The organism is Streptomyces sp. NPDC048288, from assembly GCF_043201555.1.
Taxonomy (GTDB): domain Bacteria; phylum Actinomycetota; class Actinomycetes; order Streptomycetales; family Streptomycetaceae; genus Streptomyces.
This window is the reverse complement of the sequence record NZ_JBICZD010000009.1, coordinates 365,033-386,441: the sequence shown is the minus strand read 5'-3', so window position 1 is coordinate 386,441 and position 21,409 is coordinate 365,033. Positions and strand designations below refer to the sequence as shown.

General features: G+C 71.7%; 22 protein-coding genes. 6 read left to right on the top strand and 16 right to left on the bottom strand.

The annotated features are described in order from the left end of the window. Positions 1-2: 2 nt before the first annotated feature. Genes phzG through ACGFZS_RS31820 form a run of 8 tightly spaced genes read right to left on the bottom strand, consistent with a single transcriptional unit; the run spans position 3 to position 7,000 of the window. Complete coding sequence (gene phzG / locus ACGFZS_RS31855) at positions 3-641, bottom strand: phenazine biosynthesis FMN-dependent oxidase PhzG (protein WP_393797969.1); 639 nt, start codon at positions 639-641, stop codon at positions 3-5. A 43-nt stretch (positions 642-684) separates the two neighbouring features. After that, positions 685-1,518, bottom strand: coding sequence for a PhzF family phenazine biosynthesis protein (locus ACGFZS_RS31850; RefSeq protein ID WP_393797968.1), 834 nt, complete (start codon positions 1,516-1,518; stop codon positions 685-687). After that, a complete protein-coding gene (locus tag ACGFZS_RS31845) occupies positions 1,511-1,807 on the bottom strand; it encodes a hypothetical protein (protein WP_393797967.1) in 297 nt (98 codons plus the stop codon). The genes ACGFZS_RS31850 and ACGFZS_RS31845 overlap by 8 nt, the downstream gene beginning before the upstream one ends. After that, positions 1,797-3,716, bottom strand: a complete 1,920-nt coding sequence (locus ACGFZS_RS31840) for an anthranilate synthase family protein (protein WP_393797966.1) — start codon at positions 3,714-3,716, stop codon at positions 1,797-1,799. Before ACGFZS_RS31840 ends, ACGFZS_RS31845 begins: the two co-directional genes overlap by 11 nt. Further along, positions 3,713-4,339 carry an isochorismatase family protein gene (locus ACGFZS_RS31835; protein ID WP_393797965.1) on the bottom strand — a complete coding sequence of 209 codons (627 nt, stop codon included), beginning with the start codon at positions 4,337-4,339 and terminating at the stop codon, positions 3,713-3,715. The genes ACGFZS_RS31840 and ACGFZS_RS31835 overlap by 4 nt, the downstream gene beginning before the upstream one ends. Beyond that, positions 4,336-5,364 (bottom strand): methyltransferase, encoded by a 1,029-nt coding sequence (locus tag ACGFZS_RS31830; protein ID WP_393797964.1) that lies wholly within the window; start codon positions 5,362-5,364, stop codon positions 4,336-4,338. The genes ACGFZS_RS31835 and ACGFZS_RS31830 overlap by 4 nt, the downstream gene beginning before the upstream one ends. Positions 5,365-5,386: 22 nt before the next feature. Beyond that, entirely contained in the window at positions 5,387-5,929 is a 543-nt protein-coding gene (locus tag ACGFZS_RS31825; protein WP_393797963.1) for a PhzA/PhzB family protein, read from the bottom strand. 36 nt (positions 5,930-5,965) lie between these two features. After that, positions 5,966-7,000, bottom strand: coding sequence for a ParB N-terminal domain-containing protein (locus tag ACGFZS_RS31820; RefSeq protein ID WP_393797962.1), 1,035 nt, complete (start codon positions 6,998-7,000; stop codon positions 5,966-5,968). 201 nt (positions 7,001-7,201) lie between these two features. Between ACGFZS_RS31820 and ACGFZS_RS31815 the strand changes: the two genes are divergently transcribed. Next, positions 7,202-8,110: a PfkB family carbohydrate kinase gene (locus ACGFZS_RS31815; RefSeq protein ID WP_393797961.1), complete on the top strand. Its 909-nt coding sequence runs from the start codon at positions 7,202-7,204 to the stop codon at positions 8,108-8,110. A gap of 37 nt (positions 8,111-8,147) precedes the next feature. On the opposite strand, the gene ACGFZS_RS31810 is transcribed toward ACGFZS_RS31815, so the two are convergent. The 6 genes from ACGFZS_RS31810 to ACGFZS_RS31785 are packed head-to-tail and all read right to left on the bottom strand — an operon-like array spanning position 8,148 to position 12,862. After that, entirely contained in the window at positions 8,148-8,507 is a 360-nt protein-coding gene (locus ACGFZS_RS31810; RefSeq protein WP_393797960.1) for a hypothetical protein, read from the bottom strand. Then, complete coding sequence (locus ACGFZS_RS31805; RefSeq protein WP_393797959.1) at positions 8,507-9,157, bottom strand: VWA domain-containing protein; 651 nt, start codon at positions 9,155-9,157, stop codon at positions 8,507-8,509. Before ACGFZS_RS31805 ends, ACGFZS_RS31810 begins: the two co-directional genes overlap by 1 nt. Positions 9,158-9,171: 14 nt before the next feature. After that, positions 9,172-10,377 carry a hypothetical protein gene (locus ACGFZS_RS31800; protein WP_393797958.1) on the bottom strand — a complete coding sequence of 402 codons (1,206 nt, stop codon included), beginning with the start codon at positions 10,375-10,377 and terminating at the stop codon, positions 9,172-9,174. Beyond that, positions 10,374-11,588, bottom strand: coding sequence for a protein phosphatase 2C domain-containing protein (locus ACGFZS_RS31795; RefSeq protein WP_393797957.1), 1,215 nt, complete (start codon positions 11,586-11,588; stop codon positions 10,374-10,376). The genes ACGFZS_RS31800 and ACGFZS_RS31795 overlap by 4 nt, the downstream gene beginning before the upstream one ends. After that, positions 11,585-12,001 carry a hypothetical protein gene (locus ACGFZS_RS31790; RefSeq protein ID WP_393797956.1) on the bottom strand — a complete coding sequence of 139 codons (417 nt, stop codon included), beginning with the start codon at positions 11,999-12,001 and terminating at the stop codon, positions 11,585-11,587. Before ACGFZS_RS31790 ends, ACGFZS_RS31795 begins: the two co-directional genes overlap by 4 nt. Positions 12,002-12,010: 9 nt before the next feature. Further along, on the bottom strand, positions 12,011-12,862 hold the full coding sequence (locus ACGFZS_RS31785) for a hypothetical protein (protein WP_393797955.1): 852 nt from the start codon (positions 12,860-12,862) through the stop codon (positions 12,011-12,013). Between the two features lie 173 nt (positions 12,863-13,035). Between ACGFZS_RS31785 and ACGFZS_RS31780 the strand changes: the two genes are divergently transcribed. From ACGFZS_RS31780 to ACGFZS_RS31770, 3 genes are all read left to right on the top strand, one after another. Then, a complete protein-coding gene (locus ACGFZS_RS31780; protein ID WP_393797954.1) occupies positions 13,036-13,770 on the top strand; it encodes a Crp/Fnr family transcriptional regulator in 735 nt (244 codons plus the stop codon). Positions 13,771-13,850: 80 nt separating this feature from the next. Then, positions 13,851-16,229 carry an ATP-binding protein gene (locus tag ACGFZS_RS31775; protein WP_393797953.1) on the top strand — a complete coding sequence of 793 codons (2,379 nt, stop codon included), beginning with the start codon at positions 13,851-13,853 and terminating at the stop codon, positions 16,227-16,229. Between the two features lie 24 nt (positions 16,230-16,253). Further along, positions 16,254-16,469: a hypothetical protein gene (locus tag ACGFZS_RS31770; protein WP_393797952.1), complete on the top strand. Its 216-nt coding sequence runs from the start codon at positions 16,254-16,256 to the stop codon at positions 16,467-16,469. 55 nt (positions 16,470-16,524) lie between these two features. Here ACGFZS_RS31770 and ACGFZS_RS31765 read toward each other — a convergent pair whose 3' ends face one another. Beyond that, positions 16,525-17,319 carry an FHA domain-containing protein gene (locus ACGFZS_RS31765; RefSeq protein ID WP_393797951.1) on the bottom strand — a complete coding sequence of 265 codons (795 nt, stop codon included), beginning with the start codon at positions 17,317-17,319 and terminating at the stop codon, positions 16,525-16,527. Positions 17,320-17,497: 178 nt separating this feature from the next. On the opposite strand from ACGFZS_RS31765, the gene ACGFZS_RS31760 reads away from it, so the two are divergent. After that, a complete protein-coding gene (locus ACGFZS_RS31760) occupies positions 17,498-19,165 on the top strand; it encodes a serine/threonine-protein kinase (protein ID WP_393797950.1) in 1,668 nt (555 codons plus the stop codon). A 248-nt stretch (positions 19,166-19,413) separates the two neighbouring features. Continuing rightward, positions 19,414-20,409, top strand: coding sequence for a DMT family transporter (locus ACGFZS_RS31755; protein ID WP_393797949.1), 996 nt, complete (start codon positions 19,414-19,416; stop codon positions 20,407-20,409). A 98-nt stretch (positions 20,410-20,507) separates the two neighbouring features. On the opposite strand, the gene ACGFZS_RS31750 is transcribed toward ACGFZS_RS31755, so the two are convergent. Beyond that, on the bottom strand, positions 20,508-21,374 hold the full coding sequence (locus ACGFZS_RS31750; RefSeq protein ID WP_393797948.1) for a LuxR C-terminal-related transcriptional regulator: 867 nt from the start codon (positions 21,372-21,374) through the stop codon (positions 20,508-20,510). Positions 21,375-21,409 lie beyond the last annotated feature (35 nt).

Genomic DNA, 21,409 nt, shown 5'->3' with positions numbered 1-21,409 from the left:
GGTCAGGGCTGGAGGCGGCTAGGGTGCCAGCCGTCGTCGCGGCGGTCGTAGCGCAGCCTGCGGTGCAGGCGGTCCGGGTCGGCGCACCAGAACTCGACCTCCGCCGGGCGGAGCCGGTAGCCGGTGAAGCGGGCCGGGCGGGGGAGGGCGGTGCCGGTCGCCGCCAGCCGGGCGGCCGCGGCGCGCAGCGCGGCGACGTCCGCCAGCGGCTCGCTCTGCCGGGAGGCGGCCGACATGGCGTGCAGGGGGACCGGGCGCGCGGACCACAGGGCGTCCGACTCGGCGTCGGGGAGCGGGGCCGTCCCACCGGCGACGATGAGCTGCTGCCCGGTCTCCCGCCAGTACAGCACGCCCGACGCCCAGCCCGTGGCGGACAGTTCGCGGCTCTTGCGGCTGGTGCGGTGGGTGGCGAACACCAGCCCCGCGTCGGTCACTTCGATGACGGCGACCATGCGGGTCGAGGCGCGGCCGTCCTCGTCGGCGGTGGCCAGGGCGAGCGCCAGCGGCTCACGGACACCCCGGGCGACGGCCCCGGCGATCCACCGCCGGGCGAGCTCCATCGGCTCCGGCGGCGGGGTGTCGTACTCGGGGAAGGCGAGCCCGGACTCGCCGCTGAGACTCTCGAACCGACCGCTTTCCATGGGGGATCCGCCTGTACGTGGGGTGGGTGGACGGGTGATCCGGCTACACGCAGAGGGTGCCGCGGGCCACGACGACGCCCTGGCCGGCGACCCGGATCTCGTCGATCCGGTCCGGGGAACCCTCGGCCGTGGCGAGCATGCGTGCCGGGCGGCCCATGTCGACGCCCTGCAGGATCTCCAGTTCCCGCCCGTAGCCGCCGAGGCCGTGGCGGGCCAGATGGACGGCGAGCGGACCGGCCGCGGAACCGGTGGCCGCGTCCTCGACGACGCCGTAGGCCGGGGAGAACATCCGGGTACGCCAGCGGGTGCCGGCGCCGGCGAAGCAGTTGGCGGCCATGTCCGGGAACCGGGCCAGGGCGCGGTGGTCCGGGTCGAGCGCGGAGAGCGCCTCGATGTCCGGCAGCCCCACGAACACATGGCGCGGGCCGTTGCGGTAGACGTCCACGGGGAGGGTGGACGACTCGACGCCCAGCGCCGCCAGGAGTTCCCCGGCGTGTTCGTACGGCGCCCAGGTCGGCACCGGCTGGCGCATCTCGACGGTGGCGACCGCCCCGTCGTAGCGGATCCCGAACGGGAACACGCCCATGCCGGTCTCCAGCCGGAGGCGTTCGCGGTCCAGGGCCCGGCCGAGCGCGACGGCCGTACCGAGCAGCGGATGGCCGGCGAACGGCAGTTCGTTGACCGGGGTGAAGATCCGGATCCGGGCGTCACCGCCCCGCTCGGCGGGCAGCACGAAGGTGACCTCCGACAGGTTCAGCTCCCGCGCGATGCGCTGCATCAGCCCGGCGGTGAGGTCGGCCGCGTCGAAGAAGACCGCCACGGGGTTGCCTTCCAGCGGACGGCCCGCGAACGCGTCCACGACCACGTACTCATGCATCCCGGCCCCCCTCCACCACGGCCTCGATCTCGAACCCGGTCCGGTGGGTGGCGGGGTAGCCGATCAGCTCGGCCGCGCGGTTCGGCGGCAGCGTCCCGGGCCGGTCGGCGGTCTCCCACACCAGCACCGCGCCCCAGCGGCCGCGCTCCCGGTCCGCCATCCAGAACTTCAGCCGCAGACCGGGCACCTGGGCCCACCGCTCGACGGTCCCGTCCCGCAGGTCCGCCCGCAGCGAGTCGACGGTGGCCGCCGACCCGGCCAGGTCCCACCACACGATGTCAACGTGCATGTCCCAGAGCCCTTTCGACGGTGCCGGCCAGGATCCGCGGCCCGTCGACCGTGAGCACCGACTCGGCGTGGAACTGGGTGGACTCGAAGCGGTCGCCGCGCAGCGCGTGCACCTCGCCGGTCCCCGGATCACGGCTCACGGCCACCGGGCCGACTCCGTCCGCGCGCAGGGTGTCCCCGCTGCCGACGGCCGTGAAGGTGTTGTAGAAGCCCACCCGCTCGCGCACGCCGAACAGGTCGATCTCCCGCTGCACCCCCTGGTGGGGCACGGCACGGCGGACCAGGGGCAGGCCGAGCCGCCTGCTGAGCACCTGATGGCTCAGACAGACGGCGACGAAGGGGCGGCGGTCCGCCAGCAGGCCGTCGGCCAGCGCCCGCAGCCGGCGGATCTTCGGGTCGCCGTCGGCGCGCGGGTCGCCCGGGCCGGGGCCGAGTACGACCAGGTCGTGGTCGCCGAGGTGCGGTTCGTCGAAGCGACGGATCGTCACCTTCAGGCCGAGCGACTCCAGTTGCAGTCCGAGCATCGCGGTGAAGGCGTCCTCGGCGTCGACGACCAGCGTCTTGAGCCCCTGGAGCCCGGGCAGCGGGCGGGGCGCGCGGTCCCGTGACCAGAACGCGGCGAGGCCGGTGTTGCGGTGCTCCAGCGCGGCGCGGACCTCGGGGTGGTGGGCGAACCGCGCGGTGCCGCCGTCGTGCGGGGCGGCTGCCGTGGGCGTCGGGCCGGTGCCGTCCAGTGCCGCGAGGAGGCCGGAGAGCTTGGCCCGGGTCTCCGCGGCCTCCGACAGCGGGTCGGAGTGGCGCACCAGCGTGGCGCCGGCCGCGATCCGCAGCCGGCCGCCCGCGTCGATGTCGGCGGTGCGGATCAGGATCGCCGAGTCGAGGGTGCGGGCCCCGCCGGTGTCATGGCCGATCAGGGCCGCGACACCGCCGTAGTAGCCCCGCCCCTCCGGCTCGTACCGGCTGATGACCCGGGCCGCGCTCTCCAGCGGGCTGCCGGTGACGGTCGGTGCGAACAGGGTCTCCCGCAGGATGTCCCGTACGTCGCGGTCGGTGCGGCCCTCGACGAGGTACTCGGTGTGCGCCAGCCCGGTCATCTCCTTGAGGCGGGGCCCGCTCACCCGGCCGCCGTTCTCGCAGAGCCGCGCCATCATCTTCAGCTCCTCGTCGAGCACCATGGAGAGCTCGTCCCGCTCCTTGCGGTCGGCGAGGAACCCGGTGACGCCCCGGAGCGTCGGGCCGGCCGGCGGATACCGGTAGGTGCCGCTGACCGGGTTCATCACGGCGGTCCCGGCGCGCAGCGACACATGGCGTTCCGGGGTGGCGCCGACGAAGGTGCGGTCGCCGGTGTGCACGAGGAAGGTCCAGTAGGTGCCCTGCTCCCGGCTCAGGAGTTCCCGGAAGAGGGAGAGCGCGTGGCGGGGCGTGTAGTCGCGGATCGCCGCCCGGAAGGTGCGCTTGACGACGAAGTTGGCGCCCTCGCCGGTGCCGATCTCGTCCGTGACGATCCGGCGCACGGTGTCGGCGTACGCCTCGTCGCCCAGGTCGAAGCCGCGGCCGGTCGTCGGTGTCGGCAAGTGGGGCAGCCGGGCGAGGAGTTCGGGGACCGGTACCGTCCGGCGGGCGGCGACGGAGAGCGCGAGCAGCGGTTCGCCGTCGTCGGGCGCCGCGAACCCGCGCTCGGCGAGCTGCCGGTACGGCACGAGCGCCAGGACCTCGCAGGAGGGGGCCCCGGTTTCCGCGCCGCAGGTGCAGGGGCCCACGGGGAGGCCGGCGAGCGACACGGGCCGGGTGAGTTCCCCGGTCAGGACGTCGACGGTGCCGCGATCGTGCTCGGGCCGGTACAGCAGGGCGAACGCGGGGGGTTCCGGGGCCGCCAGGACACGGTCGAGCGGGTCACCGGGGTCGGTCACCGGGGGAGCACCTCCTCGGTGGCGACCACCATTCCGCAGTGCTCCGCCACGTAGTCGAGGGCCATCCGGTGGTGGGCCGCCGAGAAGTCGCCGACGGCGTCGGCCACGAGGAAGGGCTGGATGTCGTGGCTGAACGCCTCGACGGCGGTCGCGAGGACGCCGATGTGGGCGTAGACACCGCACAGCAGGAGCTGGTCGCGGCCGGATTCGCGGAGCCGGGCCAGCAGGTCGGAGCGGAAGAAGGCGCTGTACCGCCACTTGGTGATCGTCCAGTCGCCGTCGGCCGGGGCGAGTCCGGGCCACACGGCCCGGTCCGCCGGGTCCGTGCGCATGCCCGGTCCCCAGAAGTCCCGGAGCAGGCCGCGGTCCCGGTCGGACATCCCGCCGGGCTGCGCGGTGTACGCCACGGGCACGCCGAGGGCCGTGCAACGCCCGCGCAGCGCCGCCGCGTTGGTGACGAGGCCGGTGCGCAGCGGGTCGGGGAGGGCGGTGAGGAAGTAGCGCTGCATGTCGTGCACGAGCAGCACCGCGCGCTCGGGGTCGGCCGTCCAGGTCGCCACGTTCTTCGGCAGGCGGTCGGCGGTGGGCAGCGGGTAGGGGCGGACGGCGGGTATCCCGGTCATCGGCCGGTGTCCGTCCCCGTACGCGGTGCCGCGATCAACGCCGTGTGCTCCATGGGGAGTTCGGCGGTCCGTTCGAGGTGCCAGCCGGCCCGGTCGAGGAGCGAGCGGAGCCGGTCCAGGGAGCGGTGGCCGCCGCCCGTGGTCATCAGCAGGTGCAGGTCCCACAGGGCGGGCAGCACGGTGGAGCCGCGGTCCGCCACCACCCGGTCCAGGATCAGCAGCCGGGACGCGGGACCGGCCATGGCCCGCCGGCAGTGCGTGAACGCCGTCACCGCGTCGTCGTCGGACCAGCCGGCCAGGACCCGGCAGAAGACGTAGACGTCACCGCCCTCGGGTACGGCCCGGAACATGTCCCCGCCGAACAGCTCGACCCGGTCCGGGCCGACGGTCCCGGCGAGGTGGGCGCGGGCGAGCGGGATCACGTGGTCGCGGTCGACGAGCTTGCCGCGCGCGTCCGGGGCGGCGCCGAGGAGCACCGACAGCAGATGGCCGTTGCCGCCGCCGCAGTCCACCACGGTCTTGCCGCCCGAGAAGTCGAAGACGTCCGGCACCCGGTCGAAGAAGAGGTTGCCCGCCCGCATGGTCCGCTGGAACCGGTCGGCCAGGTCCGGATGCCCGTCGAGGTAGGGGTAGAGGGGCTCGCCGTGGACCAGTTCGAAGCCGGCGGTGAGCGTGCGGAGGCAGTCCGCGGCGCGGCCCCAGGCGGTGTAGAACTCCGCGCCGTAGAGCAGGCACATGTCGCGCAGGGTCCCGGCGCGGTCGAGCAGTGCTCTGCTCAGCTCGGTGCTCCGGTAGCCGAGGGCGGGGTCCTCCTCGAACACCCGCATGGCCACCAGCAGCCGCATCAGCCGGCGGATCCCCTGCTCGGGCACCCCGCTCGCCGCGGCCAGTTCGGGGTCGGTGGCCAGGCCCGCCTCGACATGGTCGGGCAGGCGGAACACGGCGGCGGCATGGACGGCCTGGGCCCGCCAGCCGCCGGTGACGATGCCGACCAGTTCCTGGGCCGTCGTCGGTTCGGTCTTCACTCGAACTCCTGGTTCCGTGAGCTCAGGTGGGTATGCCGGACCGTTCGATCACCGGCACCTCGATGCCGAGTGCGCGGAGCTGGTTGTACGGGTTCATGAACTCGCGGTTCTCCACGATTTTCCCGTCCCGGAGCAGGAAGGAATGGATGAAGTGGTTCCTGTAGACCCCCGGCGGATAACCCGGGAAGAGGATCTGCCCGGTCCCGTCGCACTCGACCCAGAACCGGTCGGGATCCTGGGTCTCGAAGATCTGGACGTTGTACCAGACCCAGTCGGGAAAACACCTCAGCGACCATGCGCCGTGCGCCTTGAGCTTTTCGTGCCCGCGGGACACGATCGGTTCTTCGGTGTCGGCGGTGTAGAGGCCGCCGCTGCCCTCCTCGACGAAGAGGAGATAACGGGTCAGCCGCCCCTCGCCTTTCCTGGACATGTAGTCCTCGACGACGGCGCGGTTTCGGCGTCGGAGATCCTGGTCTCCCGTCACGATGACACCTCGCAGAATTGATGGGCGAAAGGGCCGGAATTCCTGTGCGATGGTCAGGTCATCGTAACGGGATATCACCATGTCCAAGTGGTGCGTGCCCCCGGTTGGACATGCCGGTCAGGAAGTGTTGCGGGCCAGCTCCGTGGCTACCTTCGACCACCCCCTCGCGCACTCCAGCGCGGCTTTCGCGACGAGTTGCCGGCGGTGGGCGGGGAGTCCTCTGATGAGGGCCGTCCACTGTTCCTCGGTCATGCTGTGGGCCTTCAGCATGCGCAGCAGGGTCCGGCCGTTCTCGCTGTAGCGGAGCGAGGGATCCGCGGAGAGCCGCTGAAGTGCCGTGCCCTGCCGGGGCGTCGCGAGCGCCACGGCGGGCGTCGTGGGTGGCACGGGCGCCGCCGACGTCACGGGCACCGTGTTCTCCCGAGCCGTTTCCGCGGGCGGGTCAGCGCCTTCCAGCAGCTGGTTCCGCACCGACCGGGCCGTTTCCGGTGATATTCCGACGGCCTTCGCGATCTGCCGCAGGGGCGTGTCCGGGGCCTGCCTGATCAGTTCGGCGGCCCTTCTGCGCCGCTCCGCCGGGTTGACCGGCCGGACCCGTCCGTCCCTGCCCACCCGCTCCGTCTGCGCGGCCGGTGCGGCGGTCGACTGGGCGCGGCGCACCTCGCGCACAGTCTTCGCCGACAGGCCGGTGAGCGGGCCGATGGCCCGGTCCGACCAGTCCGGCCGCAGCGCGATGATCCGCGCCGCGGCCGCTTTCCGGTCGGTCGGTGAGAGCGGCCGAATGCCGCTGAGATTTGTCTGGACCGCGAGGATGAGCGTGTCGATCTCCTCTCCGTCGACCAGGTGCGCGGCCACGGACTCCCACTCGCGGAGTTCGGCGGCGCGCAGCCTGTGTAATCCGTCGATAACGCGCATCGTGGCGCGATGCACGATGATCGGCGGAAGTTCTGCCAGTACGGCGGATATCGCCCTGGTGTGTTCCGTGCACTCTCCTGACGCCCGCACGGTGTGTTCCGTGCTCAGGGCTCGGACGGGGACTCTGGTGACCGGGCCCAGCGTCTTCTGCCGGGACTCGTGGGTGACACCTTGGATACCGCGGAGCGACGAGATGGCCCCGGGGGAAGGAGGTTTCACTGTTGATGCACCCTCCATCGGGCTCACTGTTTTCTCACAGAAAACCGATTGCGTGTGCGCCGGATACGGAAAGATGTGTCGACCGGCGGCGAATCAACAAAGTACCCCAGTGCGGGGGTTGGTCTGCGGGGCTGTGGAAAGGTGAGCCGAAGGGGGCGACCGCGACCTGTGGACTTTTATGTTTCTTGGCCGGGGAAATTGGTTGCGTACACTGGCCGCGTGGCGAGGACCGAGGGGCTCTTCGTGGGCCTGTGCACCCTGGACGTCATCCAGCTGGTGGACCATGTGCCCGGGCCGGACGAGAAACTGACGGCCCGAGAGCAGGTGGTCGCCGCGGGCGGACCCGCCACCGGAGCGGCCGTGGCCTTCGGCCGGCTCGGCGGCCGGCCCCATCTGCTCACCGGCATCGGCTCGCATCCGCTGGCCCTCGGCATCAGGGCGGACCTCGACGCGCTCGGGGTGCGCGTCACCGACCTGGCCGCCGGGCGCGCGGAGCCGCCCGCGGTGTCCTCGATCCTGGTCACCGCCTCGACCGGCGCACGCGCCGTCGCCTCGACCAACGCCACCGGCCGGCGGCTGCGTCCCCCGACCGATCCGGACGACCTGAATGATCTCAATGACCTGGACGAACTGGTGGCGTCCTGCGACATCGCCGAGTTCGACGGGCATCACATGGAGCTGGCCCTCGCCGTCGCGGCCGCCGCCCGCACCGCCGGCCGGCCCACCGTCCTCGACGCGGGCAGCTGGAAGGACGGCACGGACCGGCTGCTGCGCTCCATCGACGTCGCCGTGTGCTCCGCGGACTTCCACCCGCCGGGCACCACCACCCCCGCCGAGACCCTGGACTTCCTCAGGGACCACGGGGTGACCTGGACCGCCGTCACCGACGGCGGAGCGCCCATCGCCTGGGCGGGTCCCGGGGGCGGCGGCCTCGTCCACGTCCCCGAGACCCGGGTGGTGGACACCCTGGGCGCGGGCGACGTCCTGCACGGCGCCCTCACCCACCACCTCACCGCACACGCCACCCTCGACGCCCCGTCCTTCACCGACGCCCTGGCGCGAGCCGCGGCGGTGGCGTCCCGCGCGTGCGCCTCCTTCGGCACGCGGGCGTGGCTGACGGAGGGGTGACCGGCATCCACCGGCCGGCCCTGCCTTCTCCTGCCTTCTACTGCCTGGTGAACGAGTCCCCTGTGGCAGTGGGGGTGACACTGAAACCGAAACTGGGACTGGGACTGGCGGTGGGACTGGTGCTGGGACTGGAACCGGGCAGATCGGTGGGTGAGGACGAGGGCGAATGGTGCGGCGACGGCGACGGCGCCTGCGAGGTGCGGGAGCGCCCGTGGGTCGGGGGCACCGTCCTCACCGGGTGCGAGTCGCCGCCGTAGCCCTTCGCGGCGGAGTCGAGGACATTGCCCGTCACCTCGATCGCGGCGCCGCAGGTGAGCAGCGCCACGGCCAGCGCGGTCAGTCCGACGGAGGCGCGCGGTGCCCAGGACGACGCGGCACGCGGGTCGACGTCCCCCATCAGTCCACGTATTCCTGGGCGACCTGGACGTACTCGAAGCCCCTGACGTCGGTGGCGATCTGCATCTGACCGGTCTTCGACGAGGCGATCAGGGTGTTGAGCAGACCGGTGATCGCCGCGCTCAGCGCCGACTCGGTGTCCGAACCGTCGGCGATGAACAGCGCCTTGGTCGCCACCTGCTCCAGCACGTCGCGCTTGGCGCCGCCGAAGCCGTAGGCGATCACGTGCGGATGGCGCGGCCAGTCCCGGTCCACCAGCGTGCGGAAGGAGTTCTGCCAGCGCGCGTCGGTCGGACCGCCGTCGGTCAGGAAGAAGACCGTCGGCCGCAACACGCTGAAGTGCTGCGCCCTCAGGTCGCTGACATCCTGTTCGATGCATTCCCGTACCCGGTCGAAGGTCTTGCCGTACTCCGTGCGCCCGCCGCAGATCACCTCGGGCATGGCCGGCACCTGCTCCATGTCCGACATCGGGATCACCACGTGCACATCGGTGGAGAAGGCCACCACGCAGACCCGGGCGAACTCCGAGACGCGGGGATTGGTCGCCAGGTTGTAGTGGAGACGGGAGAGGGTCGCGTTGAGCACCGCCTCGTGCGGCTTCATCGACGAGGACGCGTCGATCACCACATAGGTGGGAAGGCAGAGTGACATGGTGCACCTCTGGGCTAGTGGGTGGAGGCGATGACCAGGAGCAGGATCACGGCCACGACGAGCACGACGATCCATACGTCGTGCGAGGTGGACGAGGGCTTCTCCACGGTGGGTGCCGTGGGTGCCGTGGGTGCCGATGCCGGCTCGACGGGCGCCGACTTGTGTTTCTTCACGGCCGTGGCGGCGCCGGCGGGGGGCAGCGGAGGCAGCGCGGTGCGCGTAGGACGCGGCACGGTCCTGAGATAGGGCCCGCTGTTCAGCGCCTGGTGCAGCTGGGCGGCCGAGGGCCGTCGCTCGCGGTCGGTCGCGAGCAGCATGTCGAGCAGTACCTCGGAGACGGCGGGCTGGTTCTGCCAGTGCGACCCGGCGACGGTGTGGAAGACCCGCGCGTCACGCAGGCCCGTCATGCTCTTCGCGACGAGCAGCCCGAGCCGGTAGCGGTCGGTGAACTCGTCCGCGTCGGTGCCCGGCGGGGTGAGCGGGTCGGCCCAGTTCGGCTGGTGGATGTCGGGCATCTTCTTGGGCTGACAGCCGTCGACGTCGATGAGGTAGACGGAACGCCGGTCCGGGCTCCAGAAGGCGTTGGAGAACGACCAGTCCGAGTAGACCAGGCCCAGGCGCTCCAGGATGGCGGCGAGCTCCGTCAGCCGGCGACAGGCGTCCAGCCTGCCCGCGAAGCCGGGGGACGGCAGCCCGATGCCCCGGATCGACTCGTCGGACTTCGCCAGCCAGTCGATCTCCACGAAGCGGCGCTCGCTGAACGCGCCGCGCCGCAGCTCGGCACGGTACTGCTCGGGCGCCATCGGGATCACGCAGCCGACGGCCGGGTTGCCGGGCCCGTGGATCCGGGCCGCGGGCCAGCAGGTCCCGGCGTACAGGGCCGCACGCTCCGCCTCGGGCAGCGTGCCCGGAGCCGCGATCAGCAGGTCGAGCCGGCGGGCGTCCTCCGGGTGCTGGTCCGGCCGGTAGAGCTTGGCCAGCCAGCCCGGATGGTCCTCCAGCGGTCGTACGGCGACGGCCTGGCCGTTGTGTTCGGAGATCGGCTCGGCCAACGGCCCGAGCTCGTCGACGGCCACGGTCCGCGGCAACTCCCAGCCTCGCGGATCGGCCACCGGACCGTGGCCGTGGTCGTGGCCGTGGTCGTCGCCGTGGCCGTCGCCTTGGGAGTCGCCATCGCCGACACGGCCGTCGGCGCCGTCGAGGAGAGGGGGTTCCGTCATGCCCGGCCACCGTTCCACACCACGACGGCCGTACGGTCGTCGAGGCACTGCGGTGCGTCGAAGCCGACGTCGGCGGTGAACCGGGTGGCCGGCACCGGCGAGCGCCAGGCGTTCGCGAAGTAGGCGTTGACGTCGCCGGCCGGGTCCGCCCACGCGTCGCCGATCCCATCCGTGACCAGGGCGAGGGCGGCGCCGGGGGCCAGCGAGACGTAGTGGTCCCTGGCCAGTTGCGGGGTGTCCGGCAGCTGCCCGGCGACCTCGTTGGAGACGACCGCGGCCGCGCGGTCCTTGGTGTCGCCGCCGGATGTCCGCCACAGCGGGAGGCGCGGATCGAGTGTCCAGGCCGAGCTGTCGCCGAGCCACGCGATCCAGGCCTCCGCGACGCCGTTCGCGTCCGGCTCCGCGAGCACCGCGGTGATCAGCACGGTGGCCACCTGCGAGGTGGCGACGCCGCGTCCGGCCGCGTGCGCGGCGACCGATTCCGCGATCCGTCCGTACAGTTCCTTTCCGTCGAGGCCGCCGAAGCCCCGCGTCTCGACCTGCTCGCGCAGCAGGGTGACGGCCTGGCTGGAGGCCGTGGTGGCCCCGGCGTCGGACCAGGCCGCGCTGGACAGGCCGTCGGCCACGGCGAGGATCGCGTACCGGCTGTCCCGGCTCCGCCCGATCCGGTAGGAGTCCTGTCGCGGCTCGGCGGGCCGGGCGCAGCGGTGGCCGGGCCCGATGACGGAGGCCGCGCGGATGGCGAAGGCACCGACCGTGGCCTCGTCGGCGGCGATCCCGTTCTGTACGGTCCGCTCCGGCAGCAGCCAGGGACAGCCCTGGGCCCGGGCGCCGTCGCCGAAGCGGGGAACGCTCAGGTCGGTCGGCCGCTCGCGCAGGATCGGCCGGGGCCTCGGGGGCTGGGGCTGGGACCGGGGCTGCGGCGCCACCGGTCCCGTGACATAGCGGCAGATCGGAGCCGTCGTAGCGGACTGGGCCTCCTGTTCGAGCCGGTCCCGTTGCCGGGCGAGCGTCGCCACGGACTCGGATCCGAGTACGGACGCCGCGCCGACGACCCCCACCGCCGCGAGGGCGAACACGTCCACGAACGGGCCGTACTGTCGATGCGGCGTGCCGACCTCGACGAAGGCCCCGATGACGACGGCCACGAGCAGTGCCGCCCGTACGCGGCCGTTCATCAGGCCGTCCCGCCGGCCCTCGTGCCGGCTCACGGCCGTTCCCGGGAATCGCGGGACTTCGGCCCGGCGGCGAAGTACTGGTTACCGTGCTGCACCGCGAACACCTCACCCGAATCGGTGGCGGAGTTGACCTGGATCGCGATGTCCGGCCTGTCCCGTGATCCCAGCGCGGCCAGGGCCCTGACGTCCGGGGCGAACTCCGGGTTCCGGTCGAGCAGTTGGGACAGGGCCTCGGTCCAGTAGCGCACGGACCCGGAGTCGACCGCTCCCCTCGCGGCGGTCGACTGCCGGTCCAGCGCCCCGGACAGCTCGTCGCGGCGGCCGCCGCGAGCCCGGGCGAGGATGCCGCTCATCAGCCGCTTCGCCTCCTGCCAGAGATCGGTGCCCACTGCGGTGACCAGAGCGGTGGCGCCGCTCGCGGCCAGCTCGGCGAGTTCCTCGTTCATCGGCGCGTATCAACCCCGGTCGTCGTGGCGGATGTACTGGTTGCCGCGGTGGACGGCGAAGGCCGTGCCGTTCCCGCCGGCCTGGACGAACTGCTCCGCGGTCCGCGGCCCGGGTTCCGAAGGCCGCTCGCCGGAACCGGGATCGGAGCCGGAGCCGGAGCCGGAGCCGGAGTTGGAACCGGAACCGGAACCGGAACCGGAGCTGGAACCGGAGCCGGAGTTGGAGTTGGAACCGGAACCGGAACCGGAGTCCCGGCCGGGATCGACCCGCGGTCCGACCGGGCTGCCGGGATACCAGAGCCAGGCCCGAGCGGCGTACTCCTTGACCCGGACGTCCGCCGCGGTGAAGGCGTCGGCCTCCAGCCCCTCGTAGCCGTGCCCGACCGTCTCCTCGTAGAAGTGCCGCGAGAGGATCACGGCCACCGGGGTGCCACTGGTACCGGTCAGGGCCGCCTGCCGCAGCGGGGCCGAGTCGAGCAGCCGGGACAGCGCCTCGAACGGGGCGCCCGAGACCGTGCCCTCCGGATCCACCAGGATCTCGCCCGCGTGCACCGCGGCCCGCACCCGCAGCCGGGCGTCCACGGGGGCCTGCCGGTTGTGCTCGCGGATCCGCGCACTCAACTCGGGGAGCAGCGGGACCAGCAGTCCGGCCTTGGGCAGCGCGGCCGGGGCGACGAGCTGGAAGCCGTCGCCGGTGTCGACGTACGTGAAGTCCCGCGCGTCCAGGTCCGCCACGTCGAGGGCGTCGGACAGCGCGGTGCGCAGGACTCGGCGGATCTCCTGCTGCCATTGCTGGCCGCGGCCCGCGGAACCGACGATGTCGCAGGTCAGAAGGGCTCGGTAGGCGTACCTCGGATTCACAGTTCCTCCGCGATCACGACGGGGGCAGGCACTTCGACGGAGCGATGTGCCGGCGTCCCGGTCACCCGATGTCGACAAGATGATGGACGCGACCGTAGAGGAGGGGTCCCCGGGTAGACCGGCTACTAATACGGCTTGTGCGGCTTCGGCGGCACGGGGAAGAGAGGTGGCCGATGAGCAACACACGGGTGCGCGGGGCCGTGGCCTACTGGCCGCCGGCCGGGCTGCTCGGCCGGGTCGACGAGGCCGACCGTGCCGTCCTCATGGGACTCGGTCACGGCGTGGCCTACCCGGCGGGTCAGATCACCATCCTGGAGGCCGACACCTCGGACTTCGCCCTGCTCCTGCTCGGCGGCATGGTCAAGGTGACCGCGCGGGCGCGGGACGGCCGCGAGGCGCTGCTGGCCGTGCGGATGGCCGGGGACCTGGTCGGGGAGTTCGCCGGGATCGACGGCCAGCCGCGCGTCGGCACCGTGACCGCCTGCGGCAGGGTGCTGGCCCGCTACATCCTCCGCTCCGAACTCCTGGAGTGCACGAAACAGCACCCCAGCATCGGACTCGCGCTCAGCGCGAGCGTGGTGGCCAAGCTGCGCACGGCGACCGGCCGGATCGTCGACTTCACCGGGTGCGACGTGCTCGGACGGCTGGCCAGGATCCTGCACCACCTGGCCGTCATCTACGGGCCTCCCGGCCGCAACGAAGCCCATCTCCCGCTGTCCCAGCCGGAGATGGCCACCCTGGTCGGCGCCGCCGAGTCGTCCATCCACAAGGCCCTGCGGGCGCTGCGGGACTCGGGCGCGGTCGTGACCGGCTACCGCAGGGTCACGATCCTCGACCTGGAGCACCTCGCCCGGATCGCCGTCGCGGCCGGGCCCGCCGGATCGCCGGCGATCTCACCGAACACGTAATAGCGCCGGGTTCGCGGGACGGGCCGGCGTCAGCATGGCCGAGTGCCGGGACCCGGGCGTTGGAGAGGACGGGGAAGCAGATGCCAGAGAACAACGGTGCTCCGGAGGCCTCCGGGGGGATCCGGGTGGGCGACGTCTCCGGAACGGTGGTCGTCGGCAGCAACAACACCGTGAGCATCGTGCAGGGGGCGCCCTTGCCGGACCCGGTCAAGCGCCGGCCGATCTCCCAGCTGCCGCGGTCCGCCGGCGAGCCGCTGATCGGCCGGGCACGGGACGTGGAGGTCCTGCGAGAGGCCGTCGGGACACGGCAGTTGGTGCAGGTCTGGGGCGCGTCCGGGGTCGGCAAGAGCGCGCTGCTGCGCCATCTCGCGCGCGAGCTGCCCCGAGGACCCGAAGGCGCCGCCTACGTCGAGGCCGGCGGACGCACGGCCGACGACCTCGCCCAGGCACTCTTCGACATCAGCTTCGACGCGCCGAACTACAAGCCGTCCCTGGAGGTGCTGAAAGAGCATCTGAAGACCCTGCGGCTGCGGATCTACCTGGACGACGCCGGACTCGACGAGAAGGACCTGCGCCGGCTCTTCGACATGGCCGAGCAGTCCACGTTCGTCTTCACCGCGCAGCAGCGGTCCGCCCTCGACGGCGTGCACGCGATCCGGCTCGACGGGCTGACGGCCCCGGCGGCGACCGAACTGGTGGCGGCGCTGCTCCCGCGCGCACTGCGGCCGGACGAGGCACGGATCGTCCCCGCGCTGTGCGACGCGGTGCACGGCAACCCGCTGCGGCTGCGGCGCATCGCCCTGTCGGCCGCGACCGGCAAGGGCCTGCCCGGCATCGCCGACCTCCCCGAACTCCTTCCCGCGCTGCTCAACAGGCTCGGTCCGCAGGAACGCGACCTGCTGTACCTGCTCGGTTCGCTGTCCGGCGCCGAGCTGGCCGCCCGGCACCTGAACGAGCTGCTCGGCCTGCCGGACGCCGACGCGCTCGCCGACGGTCTGGTGCGACACGGTCTGCTGCTCGCCTCGGAGACCGGCTACAGCTGTCCGCCGGACGTCGCCGAGTGCGTGCTGAACGTACGGAAGACGGTGTTCCCCGCCGATCGGCTCTGCCGGGCCCTCACCACGTGGGTCGAGGCGAAGGACACCACCCCGGACGACATCGCGGCCCACTTCCAGGCCCTGGACGCCGTGGTGCTGCGGGCGGAGAGAAGCGGGCACGCGCCGCTGGGCGCGGCACTGGCCCGTGCGGCCTCGCCGAAGCTGGCACTGTCCCGGCAGTTCGACGCCTGGGGCAGCCTGCTCGGAGCCGGTTGGTCGGCGGCGCGGAGCGCGGGGGACAAGGAGGGCGAGGAGTTCTTCCTGCACGAGGCCCGCACCCGCCGCAGAGCGCTCGGGCGGGCCGCGCAGACGACGGCCCTGGTGCTGGAGGCGGAGGTGCTGTGGCGGGAACTCACCGCCCTGCACGCGCATGCGGCGGGTCAGCAGGCCGCCGGCGCGGCGTCGGCCGTCACACCGACGGCCCATGCGGTCGCCCCGTCGGCCCATGCGGTCACCGCGACGCACGGCGTGGGCGGCACGCACGCCGTCACCCACGCGACCGTCCCCGCGTCGGCCACTTCGGCCCCCGTACACGCATCCGTGCCCGCGCACGCGTCCGTGCCGGCGCACGCGGCGAGGCCGGTGGTCGATCTGTCCCACGCCTCCGCACAGCCGCATGTCGCCGTCCATGCGACCGGCGCGCACTCGGCCGCACCGATACCGCAGCGGATCGACCTCTCGGCGCATTCCTCCGTCACCCACTCGCCGCACGCCGCGGGCACCGCCCCGACCGCGACGAGCGCGGGCCACACGGGGCTGGCGGCCGTCGGCGCGGCCGGTGCGAAGGGCGGAATATCGGCACTCGCCCTCGCCTGCGCGCTCGGCGCCGCAGCCGTGCTGGGGGTGGGGGCCGCGGTCTACGCGAACGATCAGCCGAACTCGTCCTCAGCCGTCGCGTCGAGTTCCGTCAGTACGTCGGGCTTCGGCGACAGCGCTTCGTCCACGCCCAGCGTCGATCCCGTGTGCGCGGCCGGGCTCCCGGATCTGATGCCGGAGATCCAGCAGTTCGAGACCGACGATTCCCTCGTGTCCGACGAAATCGACTCGTACAACAGCGCCATGGAGGACCACAACTCGGGTCTGACGTCCACGGTTCCTGACAAGAGTGCGTTGCTCTCCGGCCTCGACACCGCCATCGGCGACCTTCAGGCCGTCGAGTCCACGCTTCAGGGGGCCGTCTCGCAAGCCCAGGACAGCTCCGTGGAATCAGACCTCAACGACATGCTGACGTCCGTCCAGCAGATGGAGAGCCAGTACCAGGCGTACGCGAACGATCCGGAGGGTTCCGTGATCGACACGTCGAGTCAGGCATCGGTGATGGTTTCGGCCGCAGCCCGTCTGCAGACCGATTGCGATGCCTGAGACCAACTAGAGGAAGGGCCCGGCATGCCCGCGGAATCGACACACGGGGACATCCACACGGGGGATGTCTCCGGCACCTTCATCGTCGGCGACAACAACCAGGTGACGACCACGACGCACCACCCCGAACAGGAGCAGCAGAAGAACTCGGCCGAGGACCAGGCAGCCGTCTTCGCGGTCGAGCACGGCACCATGCACGTCACGTACAACGCCGGAACCGGGGGCGAGGCGGAAGGCTGAGAAACGCCGCGTGCCCCGGCCGAGGACCGGCCGGGGCACGCACCGTGCGTTCCGCTCAGTCCCTGACGGCGAGCAACTCCAGGTCCTGGGCGGTCAGCGTCGCCGTCTTCAGCAGTTCCCTGATCAGGTTGACACTGAGCGTGGAGCCGACCGGCTCGCCGACCTCGTCGCGCAGCAGTCCGCGCACCCCCCGGCGGTGCAGCCGTTCGCGGACGTCCTCGACCGTGTTCGCGACCGACTTGTAGGTCCAGGACTTGGTCACGTACGGGGAGGCGTTGACCAGACGGGCGGTGTCCTCCCAGGCCAGCGGGAGCGGGAAGGCGTCGTGGCCCTCCAGGTAGCGCCGGGCGAGCGCGGTGAGCACCAGCCGTTCCTGCGGGGAGAGTTCGTAGACCGTCTCGGGGTCCACGGTCTCCGCACCGCTCGTGGAGCGGGGGTGCCGGTCGTCCTCGTCGACGACACGGACCTCCACCAGATGGGAGCGCTGCCTGGACGAGTTGATCACCAGCGGGGTGTACCCGGACTCCATGAGCCGCTTGTGGCCGGTGAGCATCAGCACCCCGTCGGGCAGTTCGATCGGCAGATTGCCCGTGTTGACCAGCCACCAGTCGCCGTCCGTCCCCGTGCAGGTGAACACGCCGTGCCGCCGGCTGACGGTCGGGTCGTCGACGCCGACCGGCACATGCACGTCCTCGCGGTCGCGCCCGAACAGCAGGGTGTACCGGCGCGGCGGCACGGCGTACCCGCCCTCCGTACCCAGGACGAAGATCGTCCCCGGCGGCGCCGAGGGCACCCTGTCGGAGGGGCTGCCCGGAGGCAGTATCCGGGGTGGGAAGTTTCCGTACGCCATGTCACATACCTCCGGCTCGGCTCGCGTCAGTGTAGGAACGCACCGCGGGGACCGGTCCTCCCGCGGACGTGCACGCCGGGCCGGGGCGAGGGCGCGCTCGCTGTCAACTCGTATTGCATGGCCTCTACTTGCTCGATAGCCTGCCCGCCGTGAACGCGAGCGGTCGGGGAAACTGCCGATGATGGACGGCACGGTCGCCGAACCGCTCGGCCCGGACGATCCGCAGGAGATCGGCAGCTTCAACATCATCGGCCTGCTCGGTGTCGGCGGCATGGGCGAGGTCTATCTCGGGGCGTCCGGCAAGGGCTACGCCGCCGTCAAGCGGGTCCGGCCGCGGCTGGTCTCCAGTGAGCGCTTCGAACGCGAGGTCGGCATCCTCTACCGGGTGCCGGCCGGGATCGGGCCACGGGTGCTGGCGAGCGACGGCACCGCGGAACGCCCCTGGTTCGCCACCGAGTACGTACCCGGGCTCACCGTGGACGAAGCGGTCCGGCTGCGCGGCCCGCTGCCCGCCGGGGCGCTGTGGCTGCTGCTGGCCGAGGCGGCCGCGCAGCTGTCGGCCGTGCACGCGCACGAGATCGTGCACCGCGATGTCAAGCCCGGCAACGTCATGCTGGTGCGGGACGGCGTGAAACTGATCGACTTCGGCATCGCGCGGGCCGCGGACCAGGCCCGGCTCACCAGGAGCGGCGGCAGCTACGGGACGCAAGGGTTCTCGGCCCCGGAACAGCAGGCCGGGGACGAGGACGTGGACGCGCCCGCGGACGTCTACGCGCTCGGGGCGCTGCTGCTCTTCGCGGCCTCGGGCCGTACGCCCGGCGTCGTCCCCGACACCGAGCCGCTGCGTGCCGTGGACGCCGACCTCGCCGCCCTCGTCGCGTCCTGTCTCGCGACCGGCCCCGCGGCCCGCCCCACCGCCGCCGAGGTGAGGGAGGCGGCCCACGCGCACCTGCCCGCTCCCGCTCCCTCCTGGCCGTCGGAGGTCATGGCGCGCATCGCCTCGCGACGTGCCTTCGCCACGACGCCGGTCGGCAAGCTGGAGACGGTCCCGCCACCGGACCGGGATGCCGGTCCGACGTCCGAGACCGTGTCCCCGTCCTCCCCGTCCTCCCCGTCCTCCCCGGCACCTCGCCTCCCGCGCAAACGCGTGCTCCTGATCGCGGCCGCCGCGGCGATCGTCCTCGGTGCCGTCGCGGCGTTCGTGTTCACCCCGTCTCTCCACTCGCGGAACGGCGCGGTGCGGTCGTCCGGCGACAGCGCGTCGGCCGTCGTCGAGCCCGTGGCCGGGACGGAGCGGACGTCCTCCGCGAGCCCGAGCCGTTCGGCCTCGCCCACCACCGGGTCCGCCCGTCCGACGCCGACCGGCACGGGCGGCACGGGCGGCACGGACACGGTCGTCCCGCCGAGCGCGTCCGGCGGACGCCCGCCCTCCGCACCCGCCACGACCGCCACGGCCGCCGCGTCCTCGGCGGCCGCCGTACACGTCACCTCGTCGTCGATCAGCGGCATCAACGGCAGCGACGACCCGGCACAGGTCAAGGGCTCCGAGGCGGACACCTCCTGGGTCGGCAACGACGCCGCCTGCTCCGCCTGGCTGGACGACAACGGCTCCGGCGAGCTGGCGGGCGTGCTCAACACCTCCCTGAACCAGTCCTGCGGCGCCGAGCTCTACCGCAACGACGGCGTGGCGTACACGTTCCAGGCCGACTGGGGCGCCGCGAAGACGAGCTTCGTCCCCGATGTCGGCCACACCATGTGGATCTGCGTCTGGAACGCGAGCGACCGGTCCGACGAGCAGTGCTCCGCCCGCTTCGGCATGAAGGGCGTCACCCCCGTCAAGCAGTGAGCCCGCCCCGGGCATGAAGTCCGGCGCGCCGCCTCGAACGGCGGGCGCGGGCTCAGGAGGATGGGTACCGTGCGGCGGCTTGTCCAGCAGCTTCGCCGTATCGAAACGTAACGTAGGGAAACAGACATGGAACGAGATCACCGTACTCATGGACGGCACCCGGACAGTCACCGATCCGGCAACTTTCCGATGGCTGAAACACCTCGGCTGCCCGGGGCCGGGTGGGAGCACTGGTCTACGTTGCCGATATGAATCACTCGACAGCTGACGGCACTCGGATCGACCGACGTGCCTTGGTGGCGGCTTCGATAACAGTGGCCCTCTGGGCTTCCGCCTTCGTTTCCATCCGAGGTGTGGCCGATCATTTCAGTCCCGGGGCACTGGCGCTCGGGAGGCTTCTGACCGGGTCCGCCATCATGGGCGTGTTACTCCTGGTGAAAAGAGTCGGTTTCCCGCCACGGGAGGCATGGCGAGGCATTCTTATCTCCGGCGTGTTCTGGTTCGGCGCCTACATGGTGGCGTTGAACTGGGGAGAGCAGAAGGTCGACGCCGGTACCGCCGCAATGGTCGTGAACGTGGGACCTCTGGTGATCGCGTTGCTCGGCGGATGGCTGCTGCGCGAGGGTTTTCCCCGCATGCTGGTCGCGGGAATGGCGGTCTCGTTCGCAGGCGCGATCGTGGTCGGGATCTCCACTTCGAGCGGCGGGCATTCGTCCCTCGGCGGAGTGCTGTTGTGCCTGCTCGCGGCAGTCTGCTATGGCGTGGGTGTGGTCGGCCAGAAACCCGCACTGCGTCATGCTTCTGCTCTGCAGGTCACGGCATTCGCGTGTTTCACCGGCACCATCGTCTGTCTGCCTTTCTCCGGCCAGTTGGTGTCGCAGGTCTCCAGTGCGCCCCTGTCGGCGAGCTGGAACATCCTCTACCTCGGGGCTTTTCCCACCGCTCTTGCCTTTACCACCTGGGCCTATGCCCTGGCCCGCACCACCGCGGGCAAGCTGGGCGCGACCACCTACGCGGTGCCGGCCCTGGTCGTCGTGATGTCCTGGATCTTCCTCGGGGAGGTCCCTGCGTGGCTGGCCGTGGCGGGCGGCGCGCTGTGCCTGGGCGGGGTCGCGGTCTCGCGGCTGGGCGGATCCGCGTCCACACCCGCGCCCGCTTCCGTTCCCGCCCCCGCGCCCCGCGCCGCGGGCGGCGGTCCGGTCCATGGACCTGCGGCCGAGGCCTCGTCCACCGGCTCGGACTGAACCTCCGTCAGTCCGGCGGGCCTTCCGCCGGCTCGTCCGGGGGGTACCACCCCATCGGTGGTACCCCCGGACGAGGTCACCCGTCGCCTCACGGAAGGCTAGAGAACGTATACGGTCTCATTGCGGCCCAGCAGATAACCGAGATGCAGTCGGTTGCGCGCCTTCAGTTGTTTCTTCATGGAGGCCACATGCGCCTGGAGTGATCTCTCGCTGATACCCAGCCGACGGGCGATGTGCCGGTCCGAGTGCCCTTCGATCAGCATTCGTCGGATCGACTCCCGGATGGCGGGGATGACTTCGCGGGCCGCCTCCGTGGCGGCCGCCGGAATGAACGGAAAGGGTTCGGCGCGAACCCAGGAGCGTTCGAAAACATCGCACAGAAACCTCACCACGGCAGGCTCCCTTATGGAGACTGCCGCGCTGCGTTCATCGTTCTCGGAGATGAACGCCGTTCTCCTGTCGATAATGATCAGCCGGTCGAAGAACTCCTCCAGGGTCCGTATCTCGGCACCGTGCTCGGAAATTCTGCGGACGTAGTCTTTGGTCGCCTCGTCGAAGCGTGCCGTGTGCTGGTAGAGCGTCCGCATGCGTACTCCGCCGGAAATGCGGTCGCGCACTGATTCCAGGGCGTCTTCCAGGACCGGCCCCGGCCGGGGGCCATCCGGCTGCGCTGTCAGGATCTCGTCCTCTGCCTCTTCCAGGGCGGCTTCGATAGCTTCGTTGATCTCCCGCACGTCTCGTAGATGGATGACTGCCAAGGGCATTTCACCGTTGCCCGAAGGGGCAGGTTCGGTGGCCAGATGGACAGCTTGGTCGAGCGTGCGGCGCGATAATTCGGCCAGCTTCTCGCTGATGTCGCGTAGTTCTGCGGATGGGTGTGCGCGGGTTTCTGCCGAACGTCTCGGCGTGATGGGCAAAGCACTCTCGCAAGTGTCCGACTTATCATCTTTTTCGGTATTTGCCATGAAAGTTATACCGCCGGTTTCCGCATTGCTGATAC